The sequence below is a fragment of the Mesorhizobium sp. M7A.F.Ca.AU.001.01.1.1 genome (assembly GCF_004022735.1).
GTDB lineage: Bacteria > Pseudomonadota > Alphaproteobacteria > Rhizobiales > Rhizobiaceae > Mesorhizobium > Mesorhizobium ciceri.
Map to the genome: position 1 here is coordinate 1 of NZ_RZPF01000065.1, position 13,953 is coordinate 13,953.

Below are 13,953 nucleotides of genomic sequence, written 5' to 3' on the forward strand. Positions count from 1 at the left end.
CTTCATGTCCTGCAGGAACCGTTCGCGTTCAGCCTCCTTGTCCGCGGGTTCGCGGATGCGCAGGATGAAGGAGGGATGGATGGTGATGAACACGCGCAATCCGTCCTCGCGCTCGATCACTTGTCCGCGCATCTTTGTCACCGGAATCGCCTTGCCGAGCAGCGACATCGCCGCTGTCGCGCCGAGTGCCACGGCGAGGTTCGGCTTGATCAGCTCGAATTCTTGGTCGATCCACCAGCGGCAGGCCTGAATCTCACCGGAATTCGGTTTGGAGTGGATGCGGCGCTTGCCGCGCGGCTCGAACTTGAAGTGCTTGACCGCGTTGGTGACATAGACCTTTTGCCGGTCGACACCGGCATCGTCCAGGATCGCATCGAACACCTTGCCGGCCGGACCCACGAAAGGTTTGCCGGCGAGGTCCTCCTGATCCCCCGGCTGTTCGCCGACGAAGATCACCTTGGCATTGTCAGGGCCTTCACCGAAGACGGTCTGCGTCGCGTCGCGCCACAGCGGGCAGCGGCGGCAGCCTTTCGCTGCCTCGCGCAATTCCGGAATCGTGCTTGCATCATCTTCCGGTGCTTCGACGGGCTGCTTCGGCCAATGCCGTGCCTGCACCTTTGCGTGGTGCGGCGCGGGTGTTGTCGGCATCTTCGCAATCATGTCCTTGGCGGCCTTGTCCGCTCCTGCGATCATGTCTGGAATGAGCGAGGCCTCGGGAAGGTTCCGCCAATATTTCTTCGGCATCTCCTTCTGCATGGTTTTCACCTTCAATCGCGCCGGGTTGAAGATGTTCTCGAAATAGGTGCGCCAGAGCGCCTCGGTATCGTCCTGATCAGGCGCATCGCCCTTGGCCGCGCCCGGCCCGATCGCCAGCCTTTCGCCATCCCAGTCGGCAGAGGCATAAGGGGTCAGGATCGTCCAGCGCATGCCGGTGAAACGTCTGACGAAGAAATCGGCGTTGCGCTCGACGATGAAATGATCCGGCTCGAACCAGGCGACATAGCGCTCATCGGCACCGTCGCCGATTTTCGGAAACGTACGAAGGCGTGCATCTTGTGGCTGTCGCGCCGCACCGCCTTCTCCATGGCCTCGAGCCGCCTGGTGTCGGAATCCGACGCGATTTCCAGCAGTTTAGCTTCGTCGCGCAATCGCCACAGCATTCGGTAGAGAAAGGCAAACCGGCCGGGATCGGAATGGCAGAACGCCGTTTCGGCATGCCCGAGGAAGTCGCGCGGCACGACGAGTTGCGCGCCCGCAGGCACTTCAGGCAATTGTGCCTGATCAGAGCCTGGCGCGACATGCCAGTCGACGTCCTCGGGCCTGACCTCATTCAAGGCCAGCCGCCGTGCCGCGTCACGCCAGCCGGCAAAATCCGTCTCGCTGTCGAGCCGAACTCTGTATCTGGCGAGATCGAGTTCCGCCGGCCGCATGATCAGAACAACGATAATTGTTCGCAGGAGTGGACGATCCTGTCGCGCAGGCCGGCCTTGTCGGTCAGCGCACCAGGCGACCAGCCTTCGGCGATGATGAAGGGCCTGAGCTTGGCGATCGACTGGCAGAACCGCCCGACATCCTCGAGCCGCATGCGCCGGTGCCGGCGCGTCTCCAAAATCTTCGCCACCACCTTGGTGCCGAGACCCGGCACCCGCAGCAGCGCTTCGCGGTCGGCGCGATTGATGTCGACGGGAAACTGCCCCCGGTTGCGCAGTGCCCAGCCCAGCTTCGGGTCGATGGCGAGATCGAGCATGCCGTCGCTGCTGCCGGCGAGGATTTCCGGTTGCGAAAAGCCGTAAACCGCATCAGCCAGTCGGCCTGATAAAGCCGGTGCTCACGCATCAGCGGCGGCTTCTGCAGGGGCAGCGACGACGACGAATCCGGAATCGGACTGAAGGCCGAGTAATAGACCCGCCGCAGATGGTAGCTGCCATAGAGCCGGGCGCTCGTGTGCAATATGCCGTCGTCGGATGTCTTGTCGGCGCCGATGATCATCTGCGTCGACTGGCCGCCCGGCGCAAAGCGTTCGCGCTTTTTGGTCTTCAAAGTCGGCTCGGCCTTCTCCTCCATCTTCTGGCGCAGCCTGGCCATGGAAAGCCGGATTGTCTCCGGCTTCTTCTCGGGCGCCAGCCGCTTCACACCCTCGTCGGTCGGCAGTTCGACATTGATCGACAGCCGGTCGGCATAGAGACCGGCCTGCTCGACCAGTTCGGCCGAGCTTTCCGGGATGGTCTTCAAATGGATGTAGCCGGAGAATTTCTCCTCCAGGCGCAGCCGGCGCGCCACCTCGACCATCTCGCCCATGGTCTCGTCCGGCGAGCGAACGACACCCGAGGACAGGAACAGGCCTTCTATGTAGTTGCGCCGGTAGAAATCCATGGTCAGCTTCACCACCTCGTCGATGCCAAAGCGGGCGCGCCGCACATTGGACGACGATCGGTTGATGCAGTAGCTGCAATCATAGATGCAGAAATTGGTCAGCAGGATTTTCAGCAGCGAAATGCAGCGGCCGTCCGGCGCGTAGGAATGGCAGATGCCCATGCCCTCGGTGGAGCCGATGCCGCCTGATTCCAGCGAGTCCTTTTTCGCCGCACCCGACGAGGCGCAGGACGCATCGTATTTGGCGGCATCGGAGAGGACAGCCAGTTTTTCACGGACGGTGAGTGCGCTCATCTGTTCATGATATGTTCTTATCCGCCCTTATGCCACCTCATTTGATGGAAACGGCGAAAAAGTGATCGCCCGCCCGGCCCTCAGACTTCGTGCAGATAGAGGTGGTAATCCAGTTCGCTGACCGTGCGTGCCACGCGCAGGTATTCGGACTGTTTGATCGCCACGAAGGTCCGGTGCAGGTCCTCGCCGAGCGCGTTCTTCAGGAAGCTGGACGCCCGGGCCGATTCGATCGCGGCGCGCCAGTCGACAGGCATGGTTGTGCGCGTGACCGCTGCCTCATAGCCGTTGCCGGTCGTTTCGGGCCCCGGATCGAGCCCTTCATCCATGCCCTTGATGATGCCGGCGAGCACGGTTGCGGCGATCAGATAGGGGTTGGCGTCGACGCCCGACGGCCGGTGCTCGATGCGCCGGTTCTTGGCGTCGCCGGCCGGCACACGCAGCGCCACCGATCGGTTGTTGACGCCCCATGTCGGTGCCACCGGCGCATAGGATTGCGAGACGAAGCGCCGCCAGGAATTGGCGTGCGGCGCAAACACCAGCATCGATTCCGCCATGGTCTGGATGAGGCCGCCGAGCCCTTGCAGCAGCGGCAGCGACCAGCTCTCGCCGCCGGCTTCGGCAAAGACGTTTCGGCCGGCTCTGTCCTGCAGCGAAACATGGAAATGCATGCCCGAGCCGGCGTATTTCTCGATCGGCTTGGCCATGAAGCAGGCGGTGACGCCGTGGCGGCGCGCCTGCGCCCGCACCAGCCGCTTCAGCATGACCAGGTCGTCGGCCGCCCGCATCACATCCTTGCGGTAGTTCAGCGTCAATTCGTACTGGCCGGGCGCATATTCGGAAATGACCGTCTCGGCCGGAATGCCTTGCGCCTTGGCTGCGGCATAGATGTCGGAAAACAGCGGCTCCATGCCGTGCAGATGATCAACGGAATAGACTTCCGTCTTGCCCGAGACGCGGCCGTCGAGCACGGCGCGCGCCGGCTGCACCTTGCCGTCGGCGTCGCGCTCATTGGCCAGCAGGAAGAATTCAAGTTCGAAGGCTCCGGCCGGATAGAGGCCCTTGGCCGCCAGGATGTCGACTTGCCGAGCCAACGCCAGCCGCGGATCCGACGACATCGGCCGGCCGTCGAGCATGTACATCGCCATCAGCAGCTGGCCACGTGGCGGGCTCGTGCCGTAGAGCGGCACCAGCGTACCGGGGATCGGCCATGCCCTGAGATCGCCGTCGCCGGTCGTCCAGATCAACCCGGTCTCGTGCACATCCTCGCCGGTGATGTCGAGGCCCAGGATCGAGATCGGCATATGGCGGCCGCCCTCGAAGATGCTCTTCAGCTCATGCCGGCGCACGATCTTGCCGCGGCCGACGCCATTGGCGTCGGTCAGCACGATATCGAAGGCTTCGATCTCGGGATGGGCGTCGAGAAAGGCGTGCGCCTCGGCGGATGTCGAGCCCGAAGGTGAGGTCATTGTGGCATTGGGATGGTCCATCGCCGCTTGTCTCATGCCCCAAGCTTTGCCGCAACCGCGCCGAAGGCGGTGATCAGCCGGTTGACCTGGGTCGCAGTGGTCGCCGGCGAGATCAGCATCATGTTGTGGAAGGGTGCGATCAGCACGCCGCGATTGATCAGCGCGACATGGATGGCGGCCTCCAGTTCCGGCGCATGCGCCACTTCCGCCTCGGCGCCATTGCGCAGCGGACCGGGCGCGCAGATGAACTCGACGCGGGCGCCGACACGGGAAACATGCCAGGGCAGGCGATAGCGATCGATCACGCCGGTCAACCCGGCATCGAGCCGCCGCGCCAGGTGATCCATGCGGTCATAATTTTCCGGCGTCATCACCTCTTCAAGCGCGGCGCGCATCGCTGCGAACTGCAGCGGGTTGGCCGAGAGCGTCGTGCCCATGCCGGAATAGCCCGGCTCCTTGGTCCTGTTGTAGTCCGCGTAGCGCGAGGCGACGTCGTCGCTCATGCCCCAGACACTGGCCGGCACGCCGCCGGCGATCGGCTTGCCCAGGACGAAGAAGTCCGGGTCGAGACCATATTTCCTCGTGTAGCCGCCGGGGCCGGTCGAGATCGTGTGCGTCTCGTCGATCAGAAGCAGTGTGCCGGCTTGGCGTGTCAGTTTGCGCAGGGCGTCATGGTAGCCCGGATCGGCAAGCACCATGCAGGAGTTGGTCAGCACCGGTTCGGCGATGACGCAGGCGACGTCCTTATCCCCAAGCGCGGCTTCGAGTGCTGAGATGTCGTTGAACTCGATGACCTTGGCCGTACGCGTCAGGTCGCGGAACTCGCCCGCCAATCCCGGCCGGTTGACGGGCTTGCCGTCGATCAGCCGCACCATCGTCTCGTCGACCGAGCCATGGTAGCAGCCGTTGAAGACAAGGATCTTCTCCCGGCCGGTGACGGCGCGGGCGACGCGCAATGCAAAACGGTTTGCGTCGGTTGCCGTCGTCGCGATCTGCCAGAATGGCAGGCCGAAGCGCTGCTGCAGCAGCGGCCCGATGGCCAGCGCATCTTCCGAAGGCAGCATATAGGTCAGGCCACGTCCGGCCTGGCGGCGGATGGCGCGCGCCACCGGCGGCGGCGAATGGCCGAACATCGAGCCGGTGTCGCCAAGGCAGAAATCGTCGAGCTTGTTTCCGTCGATGTCGGTGATCGTGGCGCCCTTGGCGCTGTCGACCAGGATCGGAAACGGCGTCGGCCAGTCGTTCATCCAGTGCATCGGCACGCCGCCGAAGAAGCCGGGCAGGCCGTTGCCGACCTTTACCTGAGATTGCGGCCGCGCCTTGCGGAAGGCTGCCCCCTCGGTCTCGCGCAGATCGGCAATGCGGTCGCGGCCGATGCCGCCGATGGACGTCTTGGACATATCGCTGTGCATGAAAACCCCTCTGGTCGATTCCTCTTAGCCAATCCGTGTCTGCATCCGCAATTGGCCGCGCATCTGTCCTGCGTTGGCTCAGCCTTTGGCGGCGGCGCTTGACCGTGCTGCCGAAGTCGGCGCCAATATGAGCGGGAATTGAGGGGGAGGGGTAATGAGGACGGTCATCTGTGTGGCGATGCACCTGTCGTCGGCGAGCGCGGCCTTCGCCTCGGGCGGCATCTGGTGCTCCACCGACGACCCGGCGGCGACATTCGAGGTCGAGGCCGGCGTCACCAGAGGCATGGGCGGGCCGACCTTCAACTTTCGCGGCAACCTCGAAATTCTGAGCCGGCCTGCCAGCGACAGCCTGCGCAAGACCGTGTTCGAGGATTCCAACCTGACGCAGTACTGGCTCGACGGCAAGGAATTGCGGCTGAACATCTATCGTGAGCACGAGGCCGCGCAAAAGATCAACTCGGTCGAACTGACGATCCTGACCAGGACCAGCGACGAAGGCGTCTACGACGGGAGCTATACGCTCTCCATCTACGACGCCGCAGCGGATACGGACCAGGACGGCAAACCGGTCGAAATCAGCGGCAAAGTGTCGTGCGGAGCGGAGTGAGCGGGGTCAGGCCGTGATGTCGATGACGCCGCAGTCGCCTGCCGCGCTGCCGAAGGCGACGCGGCGTTCTTCCTTGTCCCACATCATCGAGGTGATGGCGCCCTTGCCCGGCCGCCGCAACAGCACTTCCTTGGCGTCGGCAAAACGCACCGCCATCACCATGCCGTCATCATAGCCGACGGCGACGACATCCTGGCTCGGGTGACAGGCGACAGCCGTCACCATGGCATTGCCGCGCGTGCCGAGTTCCAGCGGTGCCTTGCCCATCGGCCCGTCCTTGCCGGAAAACGGCCAGACGATCGCCGCCGGCGCGCCGGAACTCGCAAGCCACTTGCCCTTTACGCTCCACGACAGGCTTTTGACCTTGCCGGGATAGCCGGTCATGCGCATGTGCTTGCCGTCGGCGAGCTTCCACCCGTGCAATGCGTTTTCTTGCATGGTGGTGACGAGGAAGGCGCCATCCGGCGAGAAGGTGATGCCGGTATGGGCGCCGGCCCATTCGAGTTCCACCGGCTTGCCCTCGGCGGCCGGGAAATGCAGCGTCGCGCCATTGTAGCGGGCGACGCCGAAGCGCATGCCCTTGGGCGAGAAGGCCAGCCCCTCCACCGAACGCGGATGGACGAATTCCCTGGTCTTGCCGTCGGCGAAGCGCACGAAGGCAGTCTTGCCTGAGGCATAGGCGATGGCGCCTTGCGGCCCGGCGGCAACGCTGGTGATCCACTTCCTGGCCGCGCTTGCCAATTCCGTGGCCTCGCCGCCCGTTTTCACGGCAAACACCTTGCCGTCCTCGCCGCCGGTGATCAGCCGGTCATTGGCCGCATCATGGAAGGCGGCGAGCAGCCCGTCATTGGCCTGAACCGTCTTGTGGCCATGGTCGAGCCGATGGATGGCGCCGTCGGCCATCGCGAAATGCGGCACGTCGCCGAGAAAGGCGGCGGCGATGCAATGGCCTTCGAGGTCTAGGGGGGCGACTGTGGGCATCAGGGAACCATTCCAATGAAGTTTGTTGCCATCCCCGGGAAGTCGCCAGCGCGGCCGGGTGTGGCGCCAACCTTCTCCCCTTGTGGGAGAAGGTGGATCGGCGCGCAGCGCCGAGACGGTTGAGGGGTGTTGGACGGATCGCCGTCGGTGCCCAGCTGGAGCACCCCTCATCCGACCGAGCTTCGCACGGCCACCTTCTCCCACAAGGGGAGAAGGACAGAAGGGGCAGCGCTAGCGTTATAAGGCTTGGAAATCAAGCCGCCTGGCAGGCGTCAAAACTCTTCTTCAGCCGCTCGGCGTCGAGTTCCCTGCCGATGAACACCAGCCGGCTCTCGTGCTTTTCGCCGTCTTTCCAGGCGCGCTGGTGGTCGCCTTCGATGATCATGTGCACGCCCTGGATGACATAGCGCTCGTCGTCGCCCTTGAGCGCGATGATGCCTTTCAGCCGCAGGATGTTGGGGCCTTCCATCTGGGTGATCTTCTCGATCCAGGGGAAGAATTTCTTCGGATCCATCTCGCCGCCGCGCAGCGACACCGATTGCACCGTCACGTCATGAATGTCCGAAGCATGCGCGTGATGGTGGTGGTCGTGCCCGTCATGATCATGGTGGTGGTGATCGTGGCCGTCGTGGTCATGATGATCGTGATCGTCATGCGCCTCGAGGAAGTGCGGATCGTTTTCCAGTGCCCGGGACAGATCGAAAGCGCCGCGGTCGAGTACTTCGGTCAGGTCAACGCCGGCGCGGGTGGTACGATGGATCTTTGCCGCCGGATTGATGGCGCGGATCGTTGCCTCGACCTTGGCGAGTTCTTCTGACGTGACGAGGTCGGTCTTGTTGAGCACGACGACGTCGGCGAAGGCGATCTGGTCCTCGGCTTCCTTGGAATCCTTGAGCCGCAACGGCAGGTGCTTGGCGTCGACCAGCGCCACCACCGCGTCAAGCCTGGTCTTGGAGCGCACATCGTCGTCCATGAAGAAGGTCTGCGCCACCGGCACCGGATCGGCGAGCCCGGTGGTCTCGACGACGATGGCGTCGAAGCGGCCGGGGCGGCGCATCAGGCCCTCGACGACACGGATCAGGTCGCCGCGCACCGTGCAGCAGATGCAGCCATTGTTCATCTCGTAGATTTCCTCGTCGGATTCCACGATCAGATCGTTGTCGATGCCGATTTCACCGAACTCGTTGACGATGACGGCGTAGCGCTTGCCGTGGTTTTCCGACAGGATGCGGTTGAGCAGCGTCGTCTTGCCGGCGCCGAGATAGCCGGTGAGAACGGTTACGGGGATTTGCGTCTGTGCGTCGCTCATGGCTTGCCTCGAAAGTGCTGGGCCGCAAAAGATCCGGCCCTCAAAAGGGATTGTCGGTTCCATATAGGATGTGTGCCGGGCTTTTGCACGGGGCAAACCGATGGGCCAAACCGGCTTGCTACAATACCGGATTTTGACTGGCGAAAGCCGCTGTGATTGCCTAGCTCGGGATGCGGAAGGTCAATTTGAGAGGCAAGATATGTCCGGCAAGCCATCCTCCTTCTCATTGAGCCGGCGCCAGGCGCTCGGGTTGATCGCGGTCACCGCCGGAGGTGGTGCCTTCCTGCCGGCCTCGGCAATGGCCGCTCAATCTTCGGCTGCCCAGGCTTCACCCTATGCCGGACTGGCCTTGTTCGAAAACGGCGCCGGTGTCTGCACCATTACGCCTGAAGTGACCGAGGGACCGTTCTATTTCGACCCGAAACTCGAACGTGCCGATGTCACCGAAGGCAAGAAAGGTATTGCCCTTGACGTCCGGCTGCAGGTTGTCGACGTGGACTGCCGCCCACTTGCCGGCGCCCGCGTCGATATCTGGCATTGCGACGCGCAGGGCGCCTATTCCGGCTATCCCGGACAGGGTGACGGCCGCGACGTCGACACGTCGGGCCAGACCTTCCTGCGTGGTTGGCAGAAAACCGATGCAAGCGGCATCGTCTCCTTCGCCACGATCTATCCCGGCTGGTATCGCGGCCGCACCACCCACATCCATTTCAAGGTCTTCCCCGACGACAGGTCGGTGATGACCGGCCAGTTGTTTTTCCCCGACAGCCTCAGCGAGCAGATCTTCACCTCTGTCGCGCCCTACAATGACCGGCCCGGCAAGCGCGACACTTCAAATGCCGATGACGGCATCGCCAGGCGGGCCGGATCGCAATCGCAGGCTGCGCTGCGCGAGTTGGAGGATGCCTATCAGGCGCTGATGATCGTGGCGGTGAAGTCCGGCTGAGCGTTCCCTCACGCACCTTGTCAGCGGCGAAAACTCCGGTCACGAATTCGTTTGTCATCTAACTGAAATAAACATCTGGCATTAGCCACGGCGGACACCACAATGCTTGCCGGCAAAGCTGTTTGAAGCACCGGAATCTTTTTGATCGTCGATTGCCAACCGGCCGGCTGCCTCTATGCTGCCCGCACCGGTACGGCCGAAGAGGGAAGACCATGGCCAAGGCGGACAAGACTGCGACAATGAGCCGGCTGCATTCCGCGGCAAGGCTGGCAAGGACGGCGCTGGCTGCCCGGCTTCTGGCGCACGGCTTCTATGCCGGCCAGGACCAGATCATGCTGGCGCTCGACCGTGAGGACGGCCAGACGCCGGGCAATCTTGCCGGACGTCTCGGCGTGCGCCCGCCGACGATCACCAAGACCATCAACCGGCTGCAGGCCCAGGGGTTCCTGGAGAAGCGCGCTTCTGAAGCCGATGCCCGCCAGGCCCACATCTTTCTCACCGATACAGGCCGCGACATCATCCACGCCATCGAGAAATCGGTGAAGAAGACCGAAAAGCAGGCGCTGAAGGGCCTCGACAAGAAGGACCAGAAGTCGCTGTTCAAACTGCTTGCCCGCATCGAGGCCAACCTCTCGAACGAGGAATTGGTGCTCATCGACGACGACGCCGAGTCGGACGACTGACCGGCGGATTGTCGCGGCAGGCGATCAAGCCGCCGCGGCAGAGCCCTGGATCAGCGACGACCAGCGTCCCGGTGTCATGCCGAACGCCTTCTTGAACTGCCTGATGAAATGGCTCTGGTCGCTGAAGCCGGCTTCGACCGCGATCTGCGCCAACGGTTCGCCGGCGGCGATCATCCGCCGCGCACGCTGAAGCCGGCGCATCACCAGGAAGCGATGCGGACTGGTCGAGAACGCCGCGCGGAAATGCCGTGACAAGGCATAGCGGTCGAGCCCGGTTATGGCTTCCAGTTCGCCGGAGCGCACCGGCCGGGTCAGGTTTTCCGTGAGATAGTCGCGCGCCAGTGCAGCCGCCCGCCACGCCGTCCTGGTCATCGGCTTTGCCGGCTGGCCACCATGCCGGGTCAGGCTTTGCATCAGTTGGACCAGGAAATCGTCGACGAACAGGTCGTCGAGTTCCTGCTCCAGCGGCCCCAGCGCCGAAAGCAGCGTTGCGCAAAAGGCGGCGTCCGTCACCACGCCATCCCTCACAAAAGGCAGCGAAGCGCCGCCGAGGCAGTCGAGCATCAGCGACGGCTCCAAATAGAGCATTCGGTAGCGCAGGCCGTCCTCGGTGCCGGCGCCGCCGTCATGCAGTTCGTCGGGGTGTAGCACGATGATCTGGCCTGGAAGGCTGTGACGCGCAGCACCAAGATAGCGAAACGTCTGCACACCGTGCAGCGTTACCCCGATCGCATAGGTGTCGTGGCGATGCAGGTCGAACGCGCTGCCATGGAAGCGTGCCTCGATCCGCTCCATGCCTGCGGGATCGGGGGCGGAGATAATACGGTTTTCCGCCGCATCGATGCACAAACGTCCAAGACCCTCGAAGGCCTGGCTGTCTAGATCGTGCGACATCGTCTCCTTAAGCCTCGCATTGGGGCACAAACCGAATGGCCAATGTCTCATGTTCGATACGAAATTTGCAATCGTGCTCAGGGAAGATCTGGCGGTCTGGCAGAAACTCAACGTCACCGCCTTCCTGACCAGCGGCATCGTCGCGCAGTTTTCCGATATCATCGGTGAACCCTATCGCGACCGCGCCGGCAATCTCTATAACCCGCTGTCGATCCAGCCGGTCATCGTTTTGTCCGCCGACCAGGCCACGCTGGGCACGATCCACCGGCGCACATTGGAGCGCGGCGTGACCACCTCGCTCTATGTCGAGGAGATGTTTTCGACCGGCTTTGACGCGGCCAACCGCGCCGTCTTCGCCGAATTTGCGCCTGAAGACGCCAAGGCGGTCGGGATCGCGCTTCGCGCCGACAAGAAGCTGGTCGACAAGATCACCAAGGGCGCCCGTATGCACCCGTAGCTTCAGAGGCATCGACTAAGCCTGCCGCCGACACTTGTTGTGCCAGCCGGCTTTGGCGTGGCGACAGCCGACAATTGGCTTGCCGGGAGCCGGCAATTCCCGCAAAGGTGGGTCCAGCCCAGCTCCCACCCGGCCTGCAAGTGAGTGCTCCCCAAAGACATGTAGAAAGCGCGACGCCCCCGGTGGCGATCCTGTGCATGCTTTCCACTTACGTCTGCTTCACCTTCCTCGACACATCAAGCAAATACCTCGTCCTCGCCGGCATTTCCGTGCTGGTCGTTGCCTGGGTGCGCTTTGCCGTGCATGTCATCCTGGTCGGCACCCTGTTGCGCGGCTGGCGCCAACCCATGCGGTTTCGCCCGATCAACCTGCCTGCGCATATCCTGCGCGGGGCTTTCCTGTTCGGATCGACCATATTCAATGTCCTGGCGCTCAAATCCCTGCAACTGGCCGAGACAACCTCGATCTATTTCTTTGGGCCGATGGTGATCACGGCGCTGGCCGGTCCGCTGCTTGGCGAGTGGGCGGGCTGGCGGCGCTGGCTGGCCATCCTGGCGGCCTTTGCCGGCGTCCTCATCATCACCCGACCGGGCGTCGGCGTGTTCGGCATCGGACATCTCTTCGCGCTCGGCTCGATGCTGTCGAACTGCTTCTACGTCATCATGACGCGCCGCATGTCGGCGACCGAGACATCGGAGAGCCTCATCCTGTTTTCGGCGCTGGCGCCGGCGCTGCTGCTGTTGCCCCTGCTGCCGTTTTCGTTTTCCTTGCCGCATGACGGCTGGCACTGGTTCGTGCTGCTGATGCTCGGCGTGTTCGGCGGCGTCGGTCACTGGCTGCTCGTCCAGGCCTACCGGCTGGCGACGACCACGGCTTTGGCGCCCTATCCCTATTCGCAGATGGTGTGGATGATCATTTCCGGATGGATCGTCTTCAAGCAGTTTCCCGACCGCTGGACGCTGGTCGGCGCCGCCATCATCGTCGCCAGCGGCCTCTACATCGTCCATCGCGAGCATAGGCTTCGGCTGCGGAGCCGCGCGGCCTCGGACGTCGAGGCCGAGGCGTTGGCAAAAAAACTTTGATTTGCCCCCGATCGGTGGCATAACGCCGCCTTTAAACAGTTTAGGTCTGGAAAGTCAGGTCCGGGGAGCACACGTCGCTGGCACAAAAAATCAAGCTTTCGACGATCGCGGATGCGCTCGGCGTGTCCACGGCCACGGTCTCGCTGGCGCTGCGCGACAGCCCTCTTGTTGCCGGGACCACCCGTGACCGCATCAAGGAACATGCCCGCGCCATCGGCTATATCTACAACCGACGCGCCGCCAGCCTGCGCACCTCGCGTTCCGGCATTGTCGGCGTCGTCGTGCACGACATCATGAACCCGTTCTTCGCCGAGATCCTGCGCTCGATCGAAAGCGAGCTCGACCGCAGCCGGCAAACCTTCATCCTGTCCAACCACTATGATCAGCTCGAAAAGCAGCGCACTTTCATCGATACGCTTTTGCAACTCGGCGCCGACGGCGTCATCATGTCGCCGGCGATAGGCACGCCGGCTTCCGACATCGTGATGGCCGAGGAGAACGGCCTGCCGGCTGTGCTGATCGCGCGCACCGTCGAGGGTGCCGACGTGCCGGTCTTTCGCGGCGACGACTCCTATGGAACAGGCCTCGCCACCAATCACCTGATCTCGCTCGGCCACAAGCGCATCGCCATGATCGGCGGCACCGACCAGACCTCGACCGGCCGTGACCGCTACCAAGGCTATGTCAACGCGATGGAGGCGGCCGGGCTGGAAGTCGGGCCGTCCTGGCGCATCGCCGGGCCGCGCACCAAGCAGGCCGGCTTCGAGGCCGCCGGGCAGTTCCTGGCGCTGAAGGACAGGCCGACAGCTGCCTGCTGCTGGAACGACCTCGTCGCCATCGGTCTGATGAACGGCATTGCCCGCGCCGGCCTGGTGCCGGGCGTCGACATCTCGGTCACCGGCTATGACGACCTCGAAGAGGCGGCGATCGCGACGCCGGCGCTGACCACAGTCTGGAACGGCCAGCGCGAGGTTGGCCGCCGCGCCGCCAGCGCGCTGCTCGACAAGCTCAACGGCCAGACGGTGCGACCCTCGCAGGAATTGATCAAGCCGGAACTGCATGTGCGTCAGTCGACCGGCAAGCCGGTGGAGCGTGCATGACCAAGGCCGAACAGTTGCAGACCGTCGCCATCCTGGTGCCGGGCGATTTCAACGACCACGCGGTCGACCGCATCAACCGCACGTTCAGGCGTGTCAGAATTGAACGCGCCGATCCGGCGCTCGTCACCGACGAGATGCGCAGTGATGTGCGCGGCATCGCTTCGTTCGCCGGCATCAACGCGGCGATGATGGACGCATTGCCCAACCTCGAACTCATCGCTTCCTTCGGCGTCGGCTATGATTCGGTCGATGTCGGTCATGCGGCGGCGAAAAACATCATGGTCACCAACACGCCCGACGTGTTGACCGAGGAGGTCGCCGACACCACGATCGGGCTGTTGATCAACAC

The 13,953-nt window shown here is 63.5% G+C and carries 11 protein-coding genes and 3 pseudogenes; 7 read left to right on the forward strand and 7 right to left on the reverse strand.

All coding sequences use genetic code 11. The features are described from left to right. The 4 genes and pseudogenes from EN884_RS06520 to EN884_RS06535 all read right to left on the reverse strand — a co-directional run. Positions 1 to 1,430, reverse strand: a pseudogene (locus EN884_RS06520) (UdgX family uracil-DNA binding protein); the annotation flags it as partial. 2 nt (positions 1,431 to 1,432) lie between these two features. Next, positions 1,433 to 2,667, reverse strand: a pseudogene (locus EN884_RS06525) (putative DNA modification/repair radical SAM protein). Between the two features lie 80 nt (positions 2,668 to 2,747). Further along, on the reverse strand, positions 2,748 to 4,154 hold the full coding sequence (locus EN884_RS06530; protein WP_082826626.1) for a glutamine synthetase family protein: 1,407 nt from the start codon (positions 4,152 to 4,154) through the stop codon (positions 2,748 to 2,750). Positions 4,155 to 4,165: 11 nt separating this feature from the next. After that, entirely contained in the window at positions 4,166 to 5,545 is a 1,380-nt protein-coding gene (locus tag EN884_RS06535; RefSeq protein WP_063169830.1) for an aspartate aminotransferase family protein, read from the reverse strand. Positions 5,546 to 5,699: 154 nt separating this feature from the next. Between EN884_RS06535 and EN884_RS06540 the strand changes: the two genes are divergently transcribed. Continuing rightward, on the forward strand, positions 5,700 to 6,152 hold the full coding sequence (locus EN884_RS06540; protein ID WP_063169831.1) for a hypothetical protein: 453 nt from the start codon (positions 5,700 to 5,702) through the stop codon (positions 6,150 to 6,152). Positions 6,153 to 6,158: 6 nt separating this feature from the next. Here the strand turns inward: EN884_RS06540 and EN884_RS06545 are convergent, their stop codons facing one another. Both EN884_RS06545 and EN884_RS06550 read right to left on the reverse strand, forming a co-directional pair. Further along, positions 6,159 to 7,133: a WD40 repeat domain-containing protein gene (locus EN884_RS06545; protein WP_013528226.1), complete on the reverse strand. Its 975-nt coding sequence runs from the start codon at positions 7,131 to 7,133 to the stop codon at positions 6,159 to 6,161. A 253-nt stretch (positions 7,134 to 7,386) separates the two neighbouring features. Further along, positions 7,387 to 8,442, reverse strand: coding sequence for a GTP-binding protein (locus EN884_RS06550; protein WP_063169832.1), 1,056 nt, complete (start codon positions 8,440 to 8,442; stop codon positions 7,387 to 7,389). Between the two features lie 199 nt (positions 8,443 to 8,641). Here EN884_RS06550 and EN884_RS06555 point away from each other — a divergent pair, with 199 nt between their 5' ends. Together EN884_RS06555 and EN884_RS06560 are read left to right on the forward strand one after the other, a co-directional pair. Continuing rightward, the gene (locus EN884_RS06555; protein ID WP_063169833.1) at positions 8,642 to 9,388 is read left to right on the forward strand and encodes an intradiol ring-cleavage dioxygenase; all 747 of its coding nucleotides are present in this window, start codon (positions 8,642 to 8,644) and stop codon (positions 9,386 to 9,388) included. A gap of 212 nt (positions 9,389 to 9,600) precedes the next feature. After that, entirely contained in the window at positions 9,601 to 10,071 is a 471-nt protein-coding gene (locus EN884_RS06560; RefSeq protein WP_013528223.1) for a MarR family winged helix-turn-helix transcriptional regulator, read from the forward strand. 24 nt (positions 10,072 to 10,095) lie between these two features. Here EN884_RS06560 and EN884_RS06565 read toward each other — a convergent pair whose 3' ends face one another. Next, positions 10,096 to 10,965: an AraC family transcriptional regulator gene (locus EN884_RS06565; protein ID WP_027164197.1), complete on the reverse strand. Its 870-nt coding sequence runs from the start codon at positions 10,963 to 10,965 to the stop codon at positions 10,096 to 10,098. Between the two features lie 49 nt (positions 10,966 to 11,014). Here EN884_RS06565 and EN884_RS06570 point away from each other — a divergent pair, with 49 nt between their 5' ends. The 4 genes and pseudogenes from EN884_RS06570 to EN884_RS06585 all read left to right on the forward strand — a co-directional run. After that, positions 11,015 to 11,422 (forward strand): DUF2000 family protein, encoded by a 408-nt coding sequence (locus EN884_RS06570; protein WP_013528221.1) that lies wholly within the window; start codon positions 11,015 to 11,017, stop codon positions 11,420 to 11,422. Between the two features lie 197 nt (positions 11,423 to 11,619). Continuing rightward, positions 11,620 to 12,504, forward strand: a complete 885-nt coding sequence (locus tag EN884_RS06575) for a DMT family transporter (RefSeq protein WP_063169834.1) — start codon at positions 11,620 to 11,622, stop codon at positions 12,502 to 12,504. 77 nt (positions 12,505 to 12,581) lie between these two features. After that, on the forward strand, positions 12,582 to 13,604 hold the full coding sequence (locus EN884_RS06580; protein WP_082826628.1) for a LacI family DNA-binding transcriptional regulator: 1,023 nt from the start codon (positions 12,582 to 12,584) through the stop codon (positions 13,602 to 13,604). After that, a pseudogene (locus tag EN884_RS06585) lies at positions 13,601 to 13,953 on the forward strand (2-hydroxyacid dehydrogenase); the annotation flags it as partial. The gene EN884_RS06580 and the pseudogene EN884_RS06585, both read left to right, overlap by 4 nt.

What these genes read in the sequence shown, in the direction of transcription:
- EN884_RS06565 (WP_027164197.1), bottom strand. Translation starts at nt 10,965, where the DNA reads ATGTCGCACGATCTAGACAGCCAGGCCTTCGAGGGTCTTGGACGTTTG.
- EN884_RS06550 (WP_063169832.1), bottom strand. Translation starts at nt 8,442, where the DNA reads ATGAGCGACGCACAGACGCAAATCCCCGTAACCGTTCTCACCGGCTAT.
- EN884_RS06570 (WP_013528221.1), top strand. Translation starts at nt 11,015, where the DNA reads ATGTTCGATACGAAATTTGCAATCGTGCTCAGGGAAGATCTGGCGGTC.
- EN884_RS06530 (WP_082826626.1), bottom strand. Translation starts at nt 4,154, where the DNA reads ATGGACCATCCCAATGCCACAATGACCTCACCTTCGGGCTCGACATCC.
- EN884_RS06535 (WP_063169830.1), bottom strand. Translation starts at nt 5,545, where the DNA reads ATGCACAGCGATATGTCCAAGACGTCCATCGGCGGCATCGGCCGCGAC.
- EN884_RS06575 (WP_063169834.1), top strand. Translation starts at nt 11,620, where the DNA reads ATGCTTTCCACTTACGTCTGCTTCACCTTCCTCGACACATCAAGCAAA.
- EN884_RS06540 (WP_063169831.1), top strand. Translation starts at nt 5,700, where the DNA reads ATGAGGACGGTCATCTGTGTGGCGATGCACCTGTCGTCGGCGAGCGCG.
- EN884_RS06555 (WP_063169833.1), top strand. Translation starts at nt 8,642, where the DNA reads ATGTCCGGCAAGCCATCCTCCTTCTCATTGAGCCGGCGCCAGGCGCTC.
- EN884_RS06560 (WP_013528223.1), top strand. Translation starts at nt 9,601, where the DNA reads ATGGCCAAGGCGGACAAGACTGCGACAATGAGCCGGCTGCATTCCGCG.
- EN884_RS06545 (WP_013528226.1), bottom strand. Translation starts at nt 7,133, where the DNA reads ATGCCCACAGTCGCCCCCCTAGACCTCGAAGGCCATTGCATCGCCGCC.